Origin of the sequence: Streptomyces sp. A0958 (genome assembly GCF_004795035.1) — a bacterium.
GTDB lineage: Bacteria > Actinomycetota > Actinomycetes > Streptomycetales > Streptomycetaceae > Streptomyces.
In genome coordinates this window covers 155,126-175,505 of record NZ_SSBK01000003.1, presented here as the reverse complement: position 1 = coordinate 175,505, position 20,380 = coordinate 155,126, and the positions used below count along the sequence as shown (strand labels likewise).

Annotated in this window: 16 protein-coding genes and 1 tRNA gene; 7 read left to right on the top strand and 10 right to left on the bottom strand. The window is 68.9% G+C overall.

The window, feature by feature from the left end; translation table 11 throughout:
• Positions 1–11 precede the first annotated feature (11 nt).
• Positions 12–830, bottom strand: coding sequence for a hypothetical protein (locus tag E6P78_RS04370; protein ID WP_206307717.1), 819 nt, complete (start codon positions 828–830; stop codon positions 12–14).
• 266 nt (positions 831–1,096) lie between these two features.
• On the opposite strand from E6P78_RS04370, the gene E6P78_RS04365 reads away from it, so the two are divergent.
• Complete coding sequence (locus E6P78_RS04365) at positions 1,097–1,639, top strand: ATP-binding protein (RefSeq protein WP_136202145.1); 543 nt, start codon at positions 1,097–1,099, stop codon at positions 1,637–1,639.
• A 52-nt stretch (positions 1,640–1,691) separates the two neighbouring features.
• Here the strand turns inward: E6P78_RS04365 and E6P78_RS04360 are convergent, their stop codons facing one another.
• Together E6P78_RS04360 and E6P78_RS04355 are read right to left on the bottom strand one after the other, a co-directional pair.
• Entirely contained in the window at positions 1,692–3,155 is a 1,464-nt protein-coding gene (locus E6P78_RS04360) for an aminopeptidase P family protein (protein WP_136202144.1), read from the bottom strand.
• 120 nt (positions 3,156–3,275) lie between these two features.
• Positions 3,276–4,646 (bottom strand): PP2C family protein-serine/threonine phosphatase, encoded by a 1,371-nt coding sequence (locus E6P78_RS04355; RefSeq protein WP_240799047.1) that lies wholly within the window; start codon positions 4,644–4,646, stop codon positions 3,276–3,278.
• 598 nt (positions 4,647–5,244) lie between these two features.
• Here E6P78_RS04355 and E6P78_RS04350 point away from each other — a divergent pair.
• Positions 5,245–5,958: a bifunctional DNA primase/polymerase gene (locus E6P78_RS04350; RefSeq protein WP_136202143.1), complete on the top strand. Its 714-nt coding sequence runs from the start codon at positions 5,245–5,247 to the stop codon at positions 5,956–5,958.
• A 762-nt stretch (positions 5,959–6,720) separates the two neighbouring features.
• On the opposite strand, the gene E6P78_RS04345 is transcribed toward E6P78_RS04350, so the two are convergent.
• From E6P78_RS04345 to E6P78_RS04330, 3 genes are all read right to left on the bottom strand, one after another.
• Entirely contained in the window at positions 6,721–7,686 is a 966-nt protein-coding gene (locus tag E6P78_RS04345; RefSeq protein WP_136202142.1) for a DUF5926 family protein, read from the bottom strand.
• Between the two features lie 145 nt (positions 7,687–7,831).
• Positions 7,832–8,326 (bottom strand): ATP-binding protein, encoded by a 495-nt coding sequence (locus E6P78_RS04340; protein WP_240799071.1) that lies wholly within the window; start codon positions 8,324–8,326, stop codon positions 7,832–7,834.
• Between the two features lie 346 nt (positions 8,327–8,672).
• Entirely contained in the window at positions 8,673–9,521 is an 849-nt protein-coding gene (locus tag E6P78_RS04330; RefSeq protein ID WP_136202140.1) for a glycerophosphodiester phosphodiesterase family protein, read from the bottom strand.
• A 190-nt stretch (positions 9,522–9,711) separates the two neighbouring features.
• On the opposite strand from E6P78_RS04330, the gene E6P78_RS04325 reads away from it, so the two are divergent.
• From E6P78_RS04325 to E6P78_RS04305, 5 genes are all read left to right on the top strand, one after another.
• On the top strand, positions 9,712–11,190 hold the full coding sequence (locus E6P78_RS04325) for a trypsin-like peptidase domain-containing protein (RefSeq protein ID WP_136202139.1): 1,479 nt from the start codon (positions 9,712–9,714) through the stop codon (positions 11,188–11,190).
• A gap of 55 nt (positions 11,191–11,245) precedes the next feature.
• Positions 11,246–11,330: transfer RNA gene (locus E6P78_RS04320), tRNA-Ser, on the top strand.
• Between the two features lie 354 nt (positions 11,331–11,684).
• Positions 11,685–12,908, top strand: coding sequence for a DNA methyltransferase (locus E6P78_RS04315; protein WP_168712559.1), 1,224 nt, complete (start codon positions 11,685–11,687; stop codon positions 12,906–12,908).
• Between the two features lie 26 nt (positions 12,909–12,934).
• On the top strand, positions 12,935–14,872 hold the full coding sequence (locus E6P78_RS04310; protein ID WP_206307715.1) for a DUF87 domain-containing protein: 1,938 nt from the start codon (positions 12,935–12,937) through the stop codon (positions 14,870–14,872).
• Positions 14,873–14,874: 2 nt separating this feature from the next.
• Entirely contained in the window at positions 14,875–16,284 is a 1,410-nt protein-coding gene (locus E6P78_RS04305; RefSeq protein ID WP_136202137.1) for a DNA double-strand break repair nuclease NurA, read from the top strand.
• A gap of 170 nt (positions 16,285–16,454) precedes the next feature.
• Here the strand turns inward: E6P78_RS04305 and E6P78_RS04300 are convergent, their stop codons facing one another.
• The 4 genes from E6P78_RS04300 to E6P78_RS04285 form a co-directional block, all read right to left on the bottom strand.
• A complete protein-coding gene (locus E6P78_RS04300; protein WP_136202136.1) occupies positions 16,455–17,849 on the bottom strand; it encodes a site-specific integrase in 1,395 nt (464 codons plus the stop codon).
• Positions 17,843–18,016 (bottom strand): helix-turn-helix domain-containing protein, encoded by a 174-nt coding sequence (locus E6P78_RS04295; protein WP_075268430.1) that lies wholly within the window; start codon positions 18,014–18,016, stop codon positions 17,843–17,845. Before E6P78_RS04295 ends, E6P78_RS04300 begins: the two co-directional genes overlap by 7 nt.
• Before the next feature lie 20 nt (positions 18,017–18,036).
• Positions 18,037–19,506, bottom strand: a complete 1,470-nt coding sequence (locus E6P78_RS04290) for a replication initiator (RefSeq protein ID WP_136202135.1) — start codon at positions 19,504–19,506, stop codon at positions 18,037–18,039.
• A gap of 137 nt (positions 19,507–19,643) precedes the next feature.
• Entirely contained in the window at positions 19,644–20,360 is a 717-nt protein-coding gene (locus E6P78_RS04285; RefSeq protein WP_136202134.1) for a DUF2637 domain-containing protein, read from the bottom strand.
• Between the last annotated feature and the right edge of the window lie 20 nt (positions 20,361–20,380).

Sequence of the window (20,380 nt, the reverse complement as noted above, 5' to 3'; positions counted from 1 at the left end):
AGGGCGTCGCGTCAGGCTGCGAGGGTGAGTACGGGAGGCGGCCCGCGCCTGATCACCATGTGCTGCAACGGGTCCCCGGCGGCCGGGCGCGGCGCGTCCACGGCGGTACGGGGCGTGCGCGGCCCGGTCGTGAGTTCGCCGGCCAGACCCGCGCGCAGGGCGGCGACGAGGCCGAACGCGGCCCGCAGTGCCCGGAGCCGGGCCCCGGCCGCGATCTCCTGGGCGCCGTGGGCCGACAGCCGGGCGAGGCGGAACAGGGCGACCTCGCCCCGCCGCAGCAGCCAGCCGGTGGCCAGCGCGGCCAGCAGGTGACCGAGGAGCATGGGGAGGCTGGGCAGCGTTCCGGCTAGGCCGGTCGTGCCGGAGGCCTCCAGACCGCCCGACGGGGCCGCGGCCAGGTGCTGGTGGACCTGTGCGGTCACCGCCGCCGGGTCGACGCCCGCGGTGGTGACGATGTGGTGCGCGTCGGCGGCGTTCAGCCGGCCGGGCCCGGCACCGCAGACGAGGCTCGCCGCGAACCGGATGAGCGCGTCGTCGCCGCCCGTGGCCCGGGGCGTCGTGGTGTGCGTGCCCAGGCCGAAGAGGGTGTGCAGGGCGAGCTGTCCGCCGGCCAGGGCCACGGCGATGGCGGGCAGCGAGCGTTCGCGCCCGGCGAGGGGGACGGCCACCGCGAGGACGCCGAGGAAGGCGGCGAGCAGCGTCCACCAGGGGACGGTCGCGCAGGCGGCCAATGCGTGCCCCGCCGCGGACAACGCGACGCAGACCGCGGCGAACACCGCGGCCCTCAGTAGCCGCAAACCGGCTCCGGCGCGTCCCACAGACGTAGACATGGCCGGGACATCATCGCACCCTGCCCCCCGCCTCCGTACGGCAGGTCCGGAAGGTCGTCTTCCGGGCGGATTGGGCGTGAGCAGGGCCGTTCGGGCGGTTCCGCCCCGGCCCGGGTGGTGCGGAACGGCCCTGTGGGGTGGAAATACACCGGTGTGGCGCATCCGGCTACCCGCCGAACGAGCGGTATCGGAGCGCGCGCGTGCTTACGGCCGCCCCGTGTGGCAATACGTATCGGTATGTCTAGCCGCAGCCAGGAGGCCGGAGCATGAGCATCTGGTGGTCACTCCATTTGCGGCGCGAAGCTGCGAGCGTTCCGCTCGCCCGTCGGTTCCTGCTCGGCACGATGGAATCCGCGGGCGTGGACCCGGACATCTCCTTCGACCTGTCTCTCGCGCTCAGCGAAGCCTGTGCGAACGCGGTCGAGCACGGAGGAGAGCACGACGACGCCACCGGCGGCACCGGGAAGAACCGGGACGCCTGGGAGGAGCCGTCCGCCACGGCCAGTGGGCAGTACCGGGTCACCGCGTATCTGGACGGCGAGAAGTGCCGTATCGAAGTCGCCGATTCAGGGCCCGGTTTCCCCACCCGGGGCGGGCCGCGCACGTCGAAGCGGCAGCCCGGAAGCCGGCTGCCGGAACCGCAGTACGCGTCGCACCCGCCCGCCACCGCCGAGGAGGGGCGGGGTCTGTGTCTGATCGAACAGCTCGCCGACCACGTGCACTTCGGGAACCGCCCGGGGCACGCCGGCGCGGTGGTGAGTTTCGACAAGGTCCTGAAGTGGCGGAAGGGCGCCCTGCTCATGGTGTGAGCGGGGCGCCCTCCGGCGCACGGGTCCGGCCCGGTGCGGGCCGGCGAAAGGATCAGCCCTTCAGCCGGGCCATCCACGCCTCGACCTCGTCGGCCTGCCGGGGCAGCTTGTCCGAGAGGTTCCGGTTGCCGTCCTCGGTGACCAGGATGTCGTCCTCGATCCGGACTCCGATGCCGCGGTACTCCTCCGGCACGCTCAGGTCGTCGGCCTGGAAGTAGAGACCGGGCTCGACGGTGAGGCAGACGCCCGGCTCCAGCGTCCCGTTGACGTACGCCTCGGTCCGCGCGGCGGCGCAGTCGTGGACGTCCATGCCGAGCATGTGGCCGGTGCCGTGCAGGGTCCAGCGGCGCTGGAGGCCCAGCTCCAGGACCTTCTCCACCGACAGGTCGCCCAGCAGGCCCCACTCGACGAGCTTCTCGGTGAGGACCCGCTGCGCGGCGTCGTGGAAGTCGCGGAAGTCGGCGCCGGGCTTGACGGCGGCGATACCCGCCTCCTGCGCCTCGTACACCGCGTCGTAGATCTTGCGCTGGAGCGGTGTGAACGTGCCGCTGATGGGAAGCGTGCGGGTCACGTCGGCCGTGTAGAGGTCGTTGGTCTCCACACCGGCGTCGAGCAGCAGCAGTTCGCCCGAGCGGACCGGGCCGTCGTTGCGCACCCAGTGCAGGGTGGTCGCGTGCGGGCCGGCGGCGCAGATCGAGCCGTACCCGATGTCGTTGCCCTCGATGCGGGCGCGGAGGAAGAACGTGCCCTCGATGTAGCGCTCGCTCGTCGCCTCGGCCTTGTCGAGGACCTTCACGACGTCCTCGAAGCCGCGCGCGGTGATGTCGCAGGCCTTCGTCAGCTCGGCGATCTCGAAGGCGTCCTTGACCAGTCGGGCCTCGGAGAGGTGGACCCGCAGCTCCTCGTCGCGCTCGGCGGTGACCTTGTCGGTCAGCGCGGCCTCGATGTCGGCGTCGTGACCGCGCACGTTGCGCACGGGGCCGGTGGCCTCGGCCAGGGCGGCGGGCAGCTCGCGCACGTCCTTCGCCGGGATGCCCAGCAGCTGCTCGGCCTCGGCGAGGGAGTGGCGGCGGCCGACCCACAGCTCGCCCTGGCCGTCGAGCCAGAACTCGCCGTTCTCCCGGTTCGACCGGGGCAGCAGGTAGAGAGTCGCCTCGTGGCCCTCGTCCGTCGGCTCCATGACGAGGACGCCGTCCTGCGTCTGGTCGCCGGTGAGGTAGGCGTATTCGGTGGAGGCGCGGAAGGCGTAATCGGTGTCATTCGAACGGGTCTTCAGGCGGCCCGCGGGAATGACCAGGCGTTCGCCGGGGAAGCGCGCGGACAGCGCGGCACGGCGGTCGGCGGTGTGCCCGGCCTGGGCGATCGGCTCCAGACCGTGAAGTTCGGTGTCGGCCCAACCGGACTTCATGCTCGCGGCGAGCTCGTCGGAGACGCCCGGGTACAGGCCGTTCTTCCGCTGCTTGACCGTCTCTGTCTCTTCGGTCTCCGGGGTCTCCGGAATGAACTCCTCAGACACGACTTGTCTCTCCTTGATACGACACTGGGCCCCCTCCATCGTACGGGCGTACGGAAGGGGGCCCAGGGCCGGAAGACCTCTTACACAGGAAGGGTCCGGAGCGCGCCGAATCCGGGTGGCTCAGTCGAAGCGGGCCGCCAGGACGACCACGTCCTCGGCGCCGTCCGCCCGCCCGGCACCCTCCGGCAGCACGGTGCGCACCACATGGTCGGCCACCGCCCCGGCGTCCCGACGCAGCGCCCTCGGGACGCTCGCCGCCGCCGAGTGGAGCCGCGCGAACGCCCGGTCCATCGAGTCGCCGGCCCGGCGCAGCAGCCCGTCGGTGTACAGCAGAACCGTCTCGCCGGGCGCGGGGGTGATGTCCACACTGGGCGCCTCCCAGCAGGACAGCATGCCCAGCGGGGCGGACAGGGCGGTCTCGACGTACGAGGTGCGGCGCTCGCCGACGATCAGCGGCGGCGTGTGCCCGGCCCCGGCCAGCAGGATCTTGCGGCGGGCCGGTTCGCAGTACGCGAAGAGCGCGGTCGCCGAACGGGCGGGCTCGGTCATCCGCAGCAGCAGTTCGAGGTCGGAGAGCACGGCGACGGGGTCCTCGCCCTCCATCACCGCGTAGGCGCGCAGTCCGGCGCGCAGCCGCCCCATGGCGGCCAGCGCGCTGGGCCCGGAGCCCCCCACCGAGCCGACGGCGAGACCGAGCGCGTCCTCCGGCAGGGCCAGCGCGTCGTACCAGTCGTTGCCGCCCTGCGGGGCGACCTGGTGGCGTACGGCCAGCTGGACGCCGGGAATCCGGGGCAGCCGGGTGGGCAGGAGTTCCTCGGTCACGGTGGCGACGTCCGTCCTGGCCCGTTCCAGTTCCAGCAGGCGGGCCAGGTGCTCGGAGGCGTATCCGGCGTACAGGCCGGCGAGGTGGCGCTGGCGCTCCAGCGGTTCGGCGGGTTCGTCGTAGAGCCAGACGGCGGCGCCGAGCCGTCCGGCCGTCCCGGTGGCCAGGGGCAGCACGTAGCTGGCGGCGTAGCCGAGCCGGGCGGCGACCTCGCGCCTGCGGGGGTCCAGGCCGGGGTCGCCGAGCAGATCGGGGGTGGTCAGCGGGCCTTCGGGGTTCGGCAGGCCCTCCAGGATGCGGCCGTAGGAGGTGGCGCTGCGCGGCACGGTCTCGATCTGGCCGAGTTCTGCGTGGGCCAGTCCGAGCCCGATGGTGCTGACGGGGCCGCGGCGGTCGGACGGTTCGAAGGCGATGAGTCCCCGGCGGGCGCCGACCAGGGCGGCTCCGGCTTCGAGGAACTCGTGCAGTGCGTCGTCGAGGGTGTTGGTTCTGGCCAGTCGCTCGGTGAGTTCGTGGAGAGTGGTGAGGTCGGAGACCCAGCCGGCCAGGCGGTCCTGGATGAAGGCGCCGGGGGCTGCGGAGACCTCGTCGATTGGCCCGGCAGTGTGCGCCGAAACCGGAACTGTGGGGCCGATTCCAGCCACTTTTGGCAGGTGCGGAGCGCTCATGGTCGTCGGCTTTCCGAGCGGTGTGTTCCGTCGAATAGCATCGCAAACCCCCATGTCATTCTGCGCCGCTACCAGTGCATCCACATGTACACGCACAAGTAAGGCGATGTCCAGCATTGTCCCCCTGGGAAACGCGGTGTTCCCGCGTTAACCAACTTGGCCAAAAACCGCACCCCGCAGTGGCTATTCGGGGTCGACTGGGTCTGCCCGACGGGGGTGTACCTCTGGATGAAGTCCCAGGGGGGGCGTCATTCCGGGCATGCTGGGTACGTAAGTCTTTGGATGGCCAGGGGTGGTCCCACCCGCCCTCGGAACCTGGCAGCAGGCCCGGACGTCCTCCCTTGTGACGGCCGCGCCCCACCCCCGAGTGGTGAGGCCGTACGCACGGACGGCAGGCGCGCCACGCGCCCTGCACCTCGCCACGATGTCGACTGCAAGCAGCTCGATCCGGCTCAGCACAGCTCACGCTCGGTACCGACGAACGGCCCGTACCGCAGGCTCGACGAGCATGTACACCCAGTGAAGATCCGTAAGCACGGTGCGACCGCGCGCGGTGTGAGGCGGACCCTCGGCGTTCAACGGAAAGGAACGAGCGCTCATGCGCGAGATCCTCGGAAAGCGACGCAGGCTCGGACGCAGGGGCGGCTCCGCCCGCCTCGACGCGGCCCTGTCCTGTGCCACGGCCTGGCAGTGGCCCGTGCTCCCCGGAGCGGGGCTGCGGGCGGCCGGTAGCCGCGGTGACCGTGGGCGCGGCTGCGCCTGCCCCGACCCCGAGTGCGCCGTGCCCGGCGCGCACCCCTTCGATCCCGGGCTTCTCGCGGCGACCACGGACGCCCGGATGGTGCGCTGGTGGTGGACGAACCGGCCCACCGCGCCGGTGCTGCTCGCCACGGGCGGGCAGGCGCCGTGCGCCTTGAGCCTGCCCGCCGTGGCCGGTGCCCGCGCCTTGGCCGAACTGGACCGGGTGGGCGTGCGGCTGGGCCCCGTCGTGGCGACGCCGACCCGATGGACGCTGCTGGTCGCCCCGTACACGCTCGAACGGCTCGGCGAGCTGCTGTACGCGCAGGACTGGGTGCCCAGCTCGCTGCGGTTCCACGGTGAGGGCGGCTACGTCGTCCTGCCGCCCTCGGAGATCGGTACGGGACAGGTGCGCTGGGAGCGCGCGCCGGAGCGGGTTTCCGGGCCGCGCGCCCGGGCGGCGGCCGCAGCGAAGGCCGTATCGCCGTGGCTGCCGGACGTGGGGACGGTGCTGGACGCGCTGGTCGAGGCGAGCACGAGCGCACCGGACGGCGGAAGCAGACTCACGCACTGAGCGTTCGGTGGCCGGGTTGGCCCGTTTCCGGTGCACGTGTGTTCTTTCGGAACGCATTCATTACGGAGTTCTGTCAGTTCTCTGTCGGTTCCCTGCCCGGTCTCTGTCCGGTCTCCGGTGAATCCCTTCCGTTCTTCCCCACTCCCTCCTCCCTCTCTTACGATTGATTCACGTTTCACATTCTCTGCGTAAGCCGTCGACCCGCTTGGACCGATCTGTTTCCGCAGACCCGTTTGTGCCGACTGTTTGCGTCGGCCCGCCCGTTTGCGTCGGCCCGTCCGTTTGGCTCGACCCGTCCGTTTGCGTCGGCCTGCTTGTGCCGGTGCGTTTGGTCTGTCGCGGTGCGCCCGTGGCAAAGCCCGGCGGGGGCGGGGCTCCTGATGGCGCCTCGGATGCTGGTCCGGGCGGGTCCGGGCGGGTCCGGGCGGATACGGCTCCAACCGGCGCCCCTGGCCGCCGGACTGATGCCGGGCCATCGGGAGGGGGAGAACGGGAGTGTGGGCGCTGCGGCGGATCTGTACGCGGCCTGTGCGGGGGCCCGGACGCGGCCTGTGCGCCGCGGGGCGCGCCCTGCGACGCCGTACCCGGAAATGAGGATGCCCGATCGCTGGCGACGGGGGATGCACCAGCGACCGGGCTTCTAGAACGGTAACAAGAGATCTGCCGTTCGCAAATTCGATCTCGCGTATTCGGACAGCGATTTACCTACCAGTACGGCGAGTTGTGACGCGGGTCACCGCTCGGACCGCTCGGTGGTCACTGTCAGCTGAGCGTCACCTGGCGGTTGGTGAGCCCGCCGCGCGCCCGCCGCTCCTCGGCGGTGAGCGGCGCGTCCGACGCGAGCGCCGTCGCGAGCCGTTCCGCGAACGCGGCGGCCGGCTTCTCGCACTCCTCTGCGCCCATCCCGCTCGGCAGGTCCCAGACCGGGACCATCAGCCCGTGCGCCCGGAACGAGCCGACCAGGCGGGTGCCCTCGCCGAGCGACGAGTCGCCCGCGGCGTGCAGCCGGGCGAGTGCGTCGAGCAGCTGCTCCTCGGCGTGCGGCATGACCCAGCGCAGGTGGTTCTTCTCCGGCGTCTCGCACCAGTAGGCGGCGTCCACCCCGGAGAGCAGCACGGTCGGGATCGCCGCGTCGTTCGCACGCTCCAGCGAGGCGGTCACCTCGGCCGTGGCGTTCTCCGCGTCCGGCACCCAGAACTCGAAGCCGGAGTGGATGACCGGTGCGAAGGGCGCGTCGGCGTCCAGCAGGTCCTGGAGCCGGGGGCCGTCGGCCGGTACGCGGCGGGCGGCCACCGGCGAACCGGGCTCCGCCTCCAGCGCACGCTGCAGGGTGTCCGCGAGGTCCCGGCTCAGGTCACCGGAGGAGGTGTCGTTCTGCAGGGCGAGCAGGACGGAACCGTCCTCTCGGCGCAGCGCCGGCCAGGCCATCGGGAGAACCGTCGCGAGCGTCACCGACGGCACACCCTCGGGCAGGCCGCCCTTGAGCGTCAGCTCGGCCGTGGCGGCCGGGACCAGCTCGCGCAGCGCGACCCAGTCGCACTCCCCGGTCAGGCCCTCGAACGGGCGCTGGACCAGTTCGGTCACGGCCTGGGCCGCGGCCCGGCCGTGACAGGCCTTGTAGCGGCGGCCCGAACCGCACGGGCAGGGCTCACGAGCCCCGACCACCGGGATCTCGCCGTCCTTGAGCTGCTGCTTCCCGGCCTTGGTCTGAGGGCGCTTCTTCGCCATGGTGGGCTTTCTCCCGATTGCGACAGTGCGGTCTGGCCCGCGAGCCTAGCCGTCCCGCCGCCGTCCGGAGCACAGCCGCCCTCGCCCCCGTTCCCGGACCAGGTCCCGCGACCCCGCCCTCAGCCCCTGTCCTCAGCCCCCGCCCTCAGCCCACGTCATCGAACGCGTCGTTGAACGCGCTGGAGAAATCCAGCCCTTCGAGCCCCGGGACGACGGTGGCCTTCGGAGCGCTCGGCAGTCCGGTCACGCCGACCGTCCGCCCGTTGCCCCGACCGCCCGGCCGTTCGCCGGGGCGCCCGTGGGAACCGTGGGCCCCATGCCCGCCGTCGACGAGCACCCAGACGGTGACCTCGCCGGGGGCGTCGTCACGTACGCCCCACTCCTGGGCCAGCGCGCTGATGATGTTGAGCCCGCGGCCGCCGCGAGCGGTCACCGAGGGAGTGGCCGGAACCGGCCGAGTCGGGCCGCCACCGTCCGTCACCTCGACGGTCAGCCCGCCCGCCCGGTCGACACGCCACGCGGCGCGTACGTCACCGTCCCCCCTCTCGGTGTGCCGGCCCAGCGGCCTGCCGTGCCGGCAGGCATTGCTGAGCAGCTCGGAAAGAATCAACACCGCATCGTCGACGACCGAATCCGACACCCCGTGGCTGCGCAACTGCTCACGCATCCGGTGCCGCGCCTGTCCCACGCCCGCAGGGCCATGGGGCACGGCCATGCTCGACGACGTGGGCACCTCCTGTGCCACCACCAACGCCACCCCCGAGACCTCCTTTGTCCCCACGCCACGGTGTGGATGCCCTCCAGGGCTGTGCCGGAAACCGGCCAGTGGTCTGTCAGTGACGCACTCGTCACGATCGGGCACAGTCCGAGTGCGCCGGTGTACTCCCTGTAGTTGATCTGCTTGATGCGCTTCTCTGCTGATGCACTGATGTATTGATGCGATCTACGGACGCGATCTACTGAGGTGATCTACCGACGCGCCGACGTCATGAGCGTCCCAGTTGAGCGAGGACCTGCTTGGGCCGGTTGGTGATGATGGCCTCGACGCCGAGCCGGACGCACAGATCGACGTCCTCGGGCTCGTTGACCGTCCAGACATGGGCCTGGTGCCCGGCCCTGTGGAGCCGTTCGATGTAGCCGGGGTGGCTGCGCACGATCCGCATGCCGGGGCCGGCGATCCGGGCCCCGGCCGGCAGCCGCCCGTCGCGCAGCCGGGGGGAGACGAACTGCATGAGATAGACGGTGGGCAGATGGGGTACGGCGTCCCGGACGCGGTGCAGCGAGCGGGCCGAGAAGCTCATGACGCGTACCGGTGAGGGGCTGCCGACGGGCGGGGGCGCGTCGAGCTCGAAGCGTTTCAGCAGGTGCAGGAGCCGTTCCTCGACCTGGCCCGCCCAGCGGGTGGGGTGCTTGGTCTCGATGGCCAACTGGAGCGGCCGCCCGGACGCGCGCGTCTCGACGAGGAGTTCGAGGAGCCGTTCCAGGGTGAGTACGGAGGTGAGCTCGCCCGGCACCGGGTCCCAGTCCGGTGACTCGGTCTCGTCGCGGTCCTTCCAGGAGCCGAAGTCCAGGGAGGCGAGTGCGTTCAGCTCCAGGGCGGAGACCGCGCCGCGCCCGTTGGACGTACGGTTCACCCGGCGGTCGTGTACGCATACGAGGTGGCCGTCGGCCGTGAGCCGTACGTCGCACTCCAGGGCGTCGGCACCGTCCTCGATCGCTTTCCGGTATGCGGCGAGGGTGTGCTCGGGGGCGTCGTCGGACGCGCCCCGGTGTGCGATGACCTGGATGGGATGCTGCCTGGGGCGCTGCTGCCGTGCTTGGGTCACCCGGGTCATGGTGTCACCGGGAGACCATGGGTGTGCGCACCTTGCGACGCGAGACCGTTTTGTCCGTTGTAAGGACCCGTGCACAGATGCACAGGTCCTGCTTACAGTGGCCTGACGTGTTGTGGGAAAGGCTGATCCCAGACACGTACACAGCGGATCTCTTGCCGAATGATGATGTGGAACCGAGGAGTAAAGAGCTGTGAGCACAGAGAACGAGGGCAACGAGGGCACAGCGGCCGAGGCCGCCCCGTCCGTTCCGTCCGCACCTCCCGTGCCGGCCGACGCTCCCCAGGCGCACCCCGAGGACACGCCTCCCGCCGCCTCCCATCCCGACGCGACGGCCACGCAGCAGCAGCCGGTCTCTCCCGCGCAGGAGCCGGAGACCGCCCGGATGGCCGCGGCCCCGGCGACCCCGCAGTACGCACCTCCGGCCCCGCCGCACTCCGCGGCCGACGCCGGCTGGCCCCCGCCTCCGCCAGCCGTTCCCGCGTACGCCCACGGGGCGCACGGTGGGGGCGGACCCGTGTGGGGCCCGCCCGGCGTGCCGCACACGCCCGAAGCGCCGCGCAAGCGGGGCGCGGGCGGTCTCGTGGCCGCGGTGGCCGTGGCGGCGCTCGTGGCGGGCGGCATCGGTGGCGCCCTCGGCTACTGGGCGGCGGACAGCAACGACGGCTCCGGTTCGACCACGGTCTCGGCCTCCGCGAACCCCCAGGACCTCAAGCGCGATCCGGGCACGGTCGCCGGGGTCGCCGCCAAGGCGCTCCCCAGTGTGGTCACGATCGACGCGCAGGGCGGCGACGGCGAGGGCGGCACGGGCACGGGCTTCGTGTACGACAGGGAAGGCCACATCCTCACGAACAACCACGTGGTGGCCTCCGCGGCGGACAGCGGTCAGCTCACGGCGACGTTCTCCAACGGCAAGAAGTACGACGCCGAGGTGGTCGGCCGGGCCCAGGGCTACGACGTGGCCGTCCTGAAGCTGAAGAACCCGCCGAAGTCCCTGAACCCGCTGCCCCTGGGCAACTCGGACCAGGTCGCGGTCGGCGACTCGACCATCGCGATCGGCGCCCCGTTCGGCCTGTCCAACACGGTCACCACGGGCATCATCAGCGCGAAGAACCGCCCGGTCGCCTCCGGCGACGGCAACGGCGGCAGCAACTCGTACATGAGCGCCCTGCAGACCGACGCCTCGATCAACCCGGGCAACTCCGGCGGCCCGCTGCTGAGCTCGGGCGGCGCGGTCATCGGGATCAACTCGGCGATCCAGTCGACCGGCAGCTCCGGCCAGAGCCAGGCCGGCTCCATCGGCCTCGGCTTCGCGATCCCGATCAACCAGGCGAGGACCGTCGCCGAGCAGCTGATCAAGACGGGCCAGCCCGTCTACCCGGTCATCGGCGCCACGGTGACGATGGACGACCAGGGCGGCGGCGCGGTGATCTCGGACCAGGGCGCCGGCGGCACGGAAGCGGTCAGCAAGGACGGCCCGGCGGCCAAGGCGGGCCTGCGCGCGGGCGACGTCATCACGAAGTTCAACGACACCGTCGTCGACAGCGGCCCCACCCTGATCGGCGAGATCTGGACCCACAAGCCGGGGGACCACGTCACCCTGACGTACAAGCGCGACGGCAAGACGGCAACCGCCGAAGTGACCCTGGGGGAGCGCAAGGGCGACAGCTGACCGGCTAGGCTGTTCCCCGCGCCGGACACGTCCACACGGACCGCGGCCGGCGCGGGGTGGGTTGCCCGAGCGGCCTAAGGGAACGGTCTTGAAAACCGTCGTGGCGCGAGTCACCGTGGGTTCAAATCCCACACCCACCGCAGCAGGTCAGTGAATGTGCTGATCACAAGGGGTGTCCCGACCAGGGGCACCCCTTCATCGTGAGTTCCTGTCTCACCCTGACCCGCCCGTGTGCCGCATTGGATCAAGGTGTGTGGACCAGGCGTGGACCACGGCCCGGCCTGGGCCGACCGCCACTTTCGCTGGCCGGATGCTCGCTGCCGTACTCGTAGAGCAGTACTACGTTGCGTCCGAATGAAGTGTCCGCATCAAGACGAGCGTCGCTGCTCATAATTTCGGATCTCTATGCGCTGATCGGGTCACTCAATGTAGTATCAGTGCGCCCAGGCCCTCGTACTGGCCTGCGACTGCACCGGTACTACATGATCAGGGGCATGGGCGTTTCCGCGAGCAACCAAATCCAGGACCTACCGCTGCAGTGGCGCTCTGCCCCTCGCCGGTGGGGCCATCCACTGCACAGCCTGTGCAGCTATTTCGCCATGTTTCCGCCGCAGTTGGCGCATTTCTTCATTGACTGGCTCACGCAGCCAGGCGAGTCCGTCTACGACCCGTTCTCTGGCCGCGGCACGGTGCCACTCGAAGCTGTTCTTCAGGGCCGACGCGGATATGGCAGCGACGCCAACCCGCTGGCGGTAGTCCTCTCGCATGCTAAGACCCGCGTACCGAGCAAGCGCACTCTACTCAAGCGTCTCGCCGATCTTGAGGACAGCTACTCGCCGCGTTCCGTGTCGATCGCCAACGAGCCGGCCAACATCGCCATGCTCTACAGCGATGAGACGCTGCGGCAGCTGGTTTGGCTCAAGGAGCGACTGGACCGGACGAACGACACCGACTGCTTCTGGGTCGCCACGATTCTGGGGATGCTCCACGCCAACCACAACAAGACCGGTCCGCGGGGTTTCTCGATCAGCATGCCGAACACGTTCGCGATGGCTCCTGGCTACGTGGCGAAGTACATCAAGGAACACGGTCTCGTGAAGCCTGAAGTCGACGTCTTTGCCATGTTGAGGACCCGACTGGAACGCTTGGAGCTGCCGACCGCCAAGCTTGAGGGTGGCAAGACCTGGGTTCACGACGCAACGGCCCCGTCACCCTCATGGCTCGTCCAACGTCGTCCGAAACTGATCTTCACGTCGCCCCCGTACCTGCAGGTGATCAAGTACGGGAAGTACAACTGGGTCCGACTTTGGTTCCTGGACGAGACATCCTCCGATGTCGACAAGCGGCTTATGGCCTCGGCCTCCCTCACTCGCTACCTGGAGTTTATGAAGTCGGTCGCCGCGAACCTGAAGCACACTGTCGCTGAAGACGGTTACGTGTGCTTCGTGATAGGGGACGTCCGCCGCGGTGACGATGACCTCAACCTCGCTCAGGCCGTCTGGGACGAAGTCCTGCAAGGCCAGGGCTGGCACCTACACGGGATCATTGCCGACGAGATCCCCCAGGATCGCAAGGTGAGCCGCATCTGGAAGAACAACAGCGGCCGGGCCACCAAGGTTGACCGGCTTCTGCTGCTCAGTCCCACACCTCAGAAACTCCCGGACGTCGTCCCGCCGTCCTGGGCACAGAAGCTGTCATTCGCGAACGCGCGCAGCTAGGACCTCTCAAGAGGGGGAACCGCACCATGACTATGCTTGAGGAGCTCAAGCAGCTCGCCAGCGTCGATCTTTTCGCAGAGAGCCGCAAGGAAGACGCTTTCGTCGGCCGGCCTTTCTACCTTGACTTCGACCGTCTGCGCCTGATGAGCAACGACAAGTGGAAGCAGAGCGTCGGCGGTGTTCCGGCCGGTGCCTTCCTCCTTGCGCTCTACAAAGGCGAAGCCGGCATCGACGAGGCCATCCTGCTGCGAGTGTTGCGCCCCACCAAGCTGCCGACCGACGACGACATGGTGATGGCCATGGTCGATCACTACAAGGAAGCCCCAAGGGATGACAGCGGCACCCCGCTCGACTCCTACACCCGGGCTGAGTTCCAGTTTTCTGGCCTCGAATGCCGCGTGATCGGCACCTTCTACCGGGACGAGACCCGCACCACGCGCTTCGCCGGTGACCTGGACAACTTCTATGCCCCGCACAACTACCGCGTCGTCAAGCCCCGCGGCAACGTTCTCGAGTACATCGTCAACTTCCGCGAGCAGGGCATCCCCGGCGGCAAGGGCGACGAGCGGATCGGACGGGTCCGGTACAGCTCCAGTCTTCGGCACCACACCGGCGACGAGGTGCCGGTCTATGTCTCCGCCCTGGACTTCCTCGGCAAGCGGACCGCCCTGTTCGGCATGACCCGCACCGGTAAGTCCAACTCCGTCAAGAAGATCATCCAGGCTACCGTCGGGATCTCCGGGTCCGGCGTGAAGATCAAGGACGAGGAGATCCTTCCCGTCGGCCAGATCATCTTCGACATCAACGGCGAGTATGCCAACGCCAACCAGCAGGACGACGGCACCGCCATCTTCCAGCAGTACCCCGACGACGTCACCCGCTACAGCGTCCTTGAGAAGCCCGGCTTCAAGGTCATGAAGCTGAACTTCCACCGTTCGATCGCGGAGGGCCACTCGCTGCTGGCTGGACTGCTCGATGACGACACGAGCACGTACACCCGTGCGTTCTGCTCGATCGACTGGACCGACCCCGACCCGGAGGACCGCGCCGCCACCACTCGCTACGGAGTCAAGAAGGCCGCTTACCAAGCGTGCCTGAAGGCCGCGGGCTACGGTAACGGCGGCGCTCAGATCAAGTTCCAGTCGAACGCCGTGATCATGGGTAGCGGCATCCCCGGGCTCGACGGTGTCGACCCGAGACAGGGGATCTCGCTTGATGATGCCATCGCGTGGTTCACCGCCGCGTGGGAGAACTACGACGCTCCCCAGGGCCCTTTCCAGGCCCTGAAGCAGCAGAAGAAGGGTCGCGACTGGGCCGACGAGGACACCCAGACCCTCATGCGCTTCCTGACCCGTAAGGCCAAGCCCGGCGCCAACGCCACCGAGGCGGGTTTCCGCAAGCTCATGAAGCACAGGACTCTCCACACCGACACCGTCGCTATCCCGTTCGACGATGAGATCGTGAGCCTGCTGCGGGACGGCAAGATTGTGATCCTGGACCTGTCCCAGGGCAACCCTGAAATCCAGCGCACCTACTCCGACCGCGTCTCGCGCAAGATCTTCAACGAGGCGATGAACCGGTTCATTGCGAACCAGCAGACGAACTTCATCCAGATGTATTTCGAGGAGGCCCACAACCTCTTCCCCCGCAAGGACGACAAGGACCTCACCCAGATCTACAACCGCGTTGCTAAGGAGGGCCAGAAGCTCCGGCTCGGCCTGTGCTACGCGACGCAGGAAGTCAGCTCGATCTCCGGGAGCATCCTCAAGAACACCCAGAACTGGTTCGTCTCGCACCTGAACAACCGTGACGAGCTGCGCGAGCTGGACAAGTTCTACGACTTTGAGGATTTTACGGAGAGCCTGCGGCGTACCACCGACAAGGGCTTCATCCGGCTTAAGACCGACTCGAACACGTTCATCGTGCCGATCCAGGTCGACCCGTTCAAGGTCGCGGGGGTCTGAACATGGCCTACTCCAGCCTGCACGGCCGCAAGCCCATGGAACGGGCCAGCAAGATCTCGCACACCAACATCATTGCCTCGCAGGAGGTCAAGGACCTCCTCGCTGAGTGCACCATCCCACGGCCTGCTGACACGGAGACGGTTCGGGATCTTCTCGCCCGGGTGCCCATGCCGGTAGGCCAGAGCATCAAGCACGTCATCGCAGTGGACGGTAGCTTTCGCGAGGCACTGGTCCGCGACGGGTTTCCGTCGGCCACCGTCACCTTCTTCGCGTTCGGTCCGCTGATCTTCAAACTCGACGACCTGCGGCAGCTTGATCGTGAAACGTTCATCGCGCCCGAGGACCTCGCCAAGCTCAAGAAGATCCAGCGCTTCCAGCTCGCGCTCCCCACACGCAACATCTCCCGCAACGGGCTCGGGCTCCAGGACTCGATCCGCCTGACGCTCCACGAGTTCCTCGCCCGTCCGGTCGATGACGGCAAGTCTCTCTACGACACCCTGCGCTGGTTGCTGTTTCGTCGCTGGACCAACATCCTGGATGCCAGCCGCACGCTCCGTCATTGTCCGAACGAGAGCGTCAATGGGTGCGACCGGGAAGAGATCGTGCTCACCCCCGACACCCCCTACCGCTCCGAGTGCACGAACTGCGGCGGCCCGATCTATCTGGGTGACGTCCTGCGCCTGCACGAACTTGTCGACGACGAGCAGGGTGCCAGCCGCATCACCTCCTACCTGCTCTCCGCACTGGAAACTCTCGCCCTGGTTCATGTGATCCACGCCCTGTGGGAGATGAAGCCGATCCTGCTGCGGGAGTTCCTGTTCATCAAGGACGGGCCGCTCGCTCTCTTCGGCCAGGTCTTCACACTGGCCGACCCATTGCGCGAGTTGGCGACTTTCCTTGCCGAGTATCGGGACCCGTCAGACCGGAGCAAGGTTTTGCCACTTCTCAATGTGGTGGGCCTTGAGAAGAGCGGCTCCTTTGTGGAGCACGCGGTACACATAGAAAAGAGCCTCGACAAAGCCCTTGCGGAGGCCAAAGCCGACGGGGGCTTCGCCGGCGTCGTTCTACCTCTCTCCAACGAGTACATCTACAAGTACGTTGTTCCTGGTGACCCCGGCGGCACGATCACGTACGGGCAGAACACGTACTGGGGCGGCAAGATGATCTTCAAGGCGAAGGATGGGAGCACCTACGTGGCAACCGTCCCGACCTTCGGTGGACACAAGGCCGATCCCAAGATCGACGACTACATCAACCTCACCGACGTGCTTGCTGCCGTCTCGGAGCTTCGGTGCTCGATGTACGACAACGCGCTGATCCCGGTGGCGCTGGCGAACCGGCTCGTGTCCCTCTCCGAGGTCCCGAGCAGCCGCATCCTGGAGTCTTTCGCGCGCGGCACGATCCGCAGATAGTCAGGGAGTCCTACCGAATAGGTAAGGCTGGCCGAGAGCTGAGTTCGAGATCTCGGCCAGCCTTCGTCGAAACTGACGGTTGCACCTCTTGGCATTGGTGACCTCACCCGGGGTGACACGACCGCAGAGGCCGGCGTCTCGCGGATCGGAGATCTTGGGCTGCGAGGCAGTTACCCGTCTTCGGACGCTTCGAGGGCCCGTTCGATCTGCTGGTTGGCGTGGTGCTGGTTGCGGCGGATGGCCTTGGCGTAGAAGCGGAACAGCACGGCGATGCTATGGCCGGCGCGACGGGCGACCTCGGCCGGGGAGACGCCGGACTCCAGCCAGAGGGAGACGCAGGCGGCTCGGAGTCCGTAAGGGACCTCGGCCAGAGGCGTCTTGATCTCGTGGGGGGTGAGGACGGCTTCGCGGGCGGCCTTCCAGATGTCTCCGTACTCCTTGCTGAGCAAGCCGCCGCTGCGGACAGCTCGGAAGAGTCGTCCGTCCTCGGCCGTACCAAACTCCTTGATGTGGTCACGGATCATGCGGACGAGGACCGGGGGAATGGGCACCTCGCGGGTAGCCCGACGTGCTCGCTTCTTGAGGCCGCGGGAGTCGTACGACTCGCCGGAATCGGTCCACCCGGAGCCGACACGCGCCGAGCTAGATGACAGGACGACTTGGCCCCAGCCCGCCTCGGGCAGGGTGAAGTCGGACTCCCGGAGCGTTACGGCCTCGCCGGGGCGGGTTGCCGCGTAGTAGATGCACCCGAAGAACGCCTTGAGGTGCCGTCCACGATCACCTTGTGCTTCTACGGCATCGATCAGCTTCCTGGCGCGAGCTGGGCCGGGCACGTATCGAAAGTCGATCTCGTCGTCAGTCTCGGGCGGTGTCCAGTCCACCTTGACCAGGGGCAGCGAAGGCAGGCGTTCCAACTCGACGGCATAGCGGAGGCAGTTACTGAACACGGGCACCTTGCGGTTCACCGTGTTGTCTGCCGCAGCGGTGCCGTCCATCTTGCGTGCCAGTGCATCCAAGGCGGACCGGACGACGGCCGGTGTGTTCAAGGCCGAGATGTCCACGGACTTGCGTCCGATCCAGTCGAGGGCCGCCACGATGGGTTCCGGTGCTTCCTCGGCGTCGACGCGGGCCACGATCTCGCCGTCCTGGTCGAGGACGAGGCGGAAGGCCCAGGAGTAGAGCGCGGCACGGAGTACTCGGGGTGCGGGTGCCCCGCGGTTGTCCTTGACCAGGCGCGGGCTGACCGTGGCCAAGGCGTCCGCGATGCTCGCACGGTGCTTGGCAGAGGCGTTCGGCCACTTCATCACCACGTACTCCCGAGCATGGGCGAACCACGTCGGGGACTGGGCCGCCAGCACTTCCGAGGCTGGCAGGCCAGTCTCGGTGTCGAACTGCTCGCGGTTGCGCAGCGCGGTGAGCAGTTCGGAACGTCGGCCATCCGCCTGGGCCTTGAGCTTGTAGCTCTTGGAGAACGGCTGAGCACCGACCCGCCAGCGCAGCTGGTAGGCGGCAGCGCGGTCGGGGCGCTTACGGATGCTCCAGATCTTCACGTCGTACGTCAGCACGCGGGCACCTCGCAGCCCTTGAACCAGGCGTCGAGGTCGGCCCGGCGGATGCGGAGCTGACCGTTGGGGAGCTTGAGGCAGCGGGGCGCGCTTCCACGTGCGCGGAGCCGGTAGAAGGCGGCCCGGGACATGCGCAGCTCTGCCAGGGCCTCTCCCAGGGTCAGCATGCGGGTGGTCGGTGCGGCGGTCACTGCCAGACCTCCCCTTCGGTCTTGGCCCGTTCCTTGTCGTCGCGGGCCTGGTTGATGTTGTGGCGGGTCTGGTTGGCGAGGAGTTCTTCGCCGGGGCGGTAGCCGGAGGCGAGGTAGGCCCAGGAGGACTCGGTGATGAGCACGGTGTCCGGGGCGGGTACGGAGTGGCCGGCGCGGGCGCGGGCGGCGTCGGCCTGGGCGAGGCGCCAGGCGCGGCGTACGTCGCGGAGGGCGCCGAGGGTGGTGGAGTAGGTGCGGGACTTGGTGGAGAAGTGGCCGCGGAAGCCGAGCATGTGGGCCCACTTGCAGAGCTTGAGGTCCACGAATTCAGGCAGGCCACCGAGGGCCCAGGAGGTGCGGATCATCTGCCGGACGTGTGCTTGCACGCGGAGGTCTTCGAAGGGCTCGGCGTGGCCGGTCCCCTCGCATTCGGGGCATTCAGCGAGGACATCACCGGGAACGTGGCCACGGCCGGAGCAGGCCACGCAAATCAGCGAGCGGTCGACCGTGCCGCAGTCCTCGGCGCTCTTGGTGGCGTACTTGGCGACGTACCCGGCTACCGCGGCGTCGGTGAGCTCGCCGTCTCCCAGCGCGGTGATCTCCTGTACGTCGAGCATGGAGCCCCAGCGGATCTCGTGGTCTCCCACGGTGTCGGAGGTAACCGTGAGGGCGGTGCGGCGGACAGCGGCGCGGATGGCGTAGGTGAGGTCGTCCACGCTTGCCCAGGCTGGCGGGGCACTGGTGTGGCCGTCGGGGCCGTCGATGCGGACGACGGCGTGGAAGTGGACCAGGCCGCGCTTCTGGTACTCGGCGACCTTGGCGAAGGAGACGCGCAGGAGCTGCTTCATGTCCTTCTGGGTGATGTGGAAGTGGGCGGCCAGGGCACGGCGGAGGTTGAGGGTGAAGCGTGCCCACAGGGCTCCGGCATGGGCGTTCCAGAGCACGGCGCCGGTGTAGTCGTACGTCCTAGGGGCCAGGGGCGTGCCGAGTTCGGGGGCGTCCTCCGGGTGGTGGTCGCCGCAGCGGCAGGCGTGGGGCTTGCCGTCCTTGGTGGCGGGGCGGTTGTGGACGGGGCCGAAGGAGGGGGCGGTGAGGGTGAGGAAGACGCGGGGGTGGGTGCGGACGGTCTCGGCGACGTCCTTGCCGCCGCAGAGTCCAGCGCGGACGAGGTGGTAGGTGTCGGCGGCGTAGGTGCGGGAGCAGGCGGCGCAGCGGGAGGCGCGGCGGTTGCCGCAGGTGGTCAGGAGCCGTCCGGCGGGCTCGTCGCTGGTGGAGTATGAGCGGATCGTTTCGTCGGTGGCGGCGTTGCGGGTGTGGGTGTGGCCGATGAGGTTGACGGGGCGGGTGCAGCCGCGCAGGCGGGTGATCTGGTCGCGGGCGCGGTCGAAGTTGTCGAGGTTGGCCAGCTCGATCAGGTCCCGGACAGCGGGGCTGATCACGTGCCGCAGGTCGAGGTTGCGGGGCATCGGCAGGAGGATCCTTTCCGCTGATGAGGAAGGCCCCGGGCAGCACCGGGCGAGGGATGGTGGTGCTGCCCGAGGACATGACGGGTCAGGCCCAGAGGGCCAGGGGTGGGGAAGGTGCCGGGAGGCCGGCGGGAGGGTCAGGCCGACAGGGCCGCGTGCGCGGCGGTGGCGAGCGGCAGGGCGATGCCGAGATGGGTGCGGAGCTGCATCGCAGTGATGGGTTCGCCGTGTGCGGCCAGGTGGGACGCGGCGATGGTCCGGGCCGCGTCCATCAGCGGCTCCGGCACCACTGGGGCCGGTGTGGCAGTGGTGATCGGAGCCGGGACGGCGAGGGTCGCCGCAGGTTCGGCGACGGGCTCCATCACGGCCAGGGCCGGTTCTGTGTCCGGCTCAGGAGCCGGTGCCGTGACCGGTTCGGACACCGGTACTGGCGCGGGACCGGGGGCGGTGGGGGCGATGGCGTGGAAGTGCCGGAGCAGGGCGGGGCCTACCGAGCCCCAGCCGAGCAGGAGCAGCGGGGCCACGCTGTCGAGGGCGGCCCGCCCGTAGTATCCGGCCAGAAGCGGGTGCGCGGTGTTGAGAGCGAGGGTTAACAGGCCGGACAGGTGCATGAGCCGATTCGCCGAGCGCAGGTCACCGGCGGGGACTCCACGCAGAGACAGGGAGCGCAGCGCGACCAGGAGTCCGACCACTGACAGGTCCACCATGGGCGCGATCAGTGGAGCGATCGGGGCCGGGACTCCGAGCCGCAGGGCCAGGGCCCAGACGTTCCCGAAGGAGAACACGAACGCCAGGGCGGCGATCAGGATCATCACAACGGTGATGGTGCGCTGCGTCGTCCGGTCTTCCGTCAAGGTAATTCACCTCCTTTCCG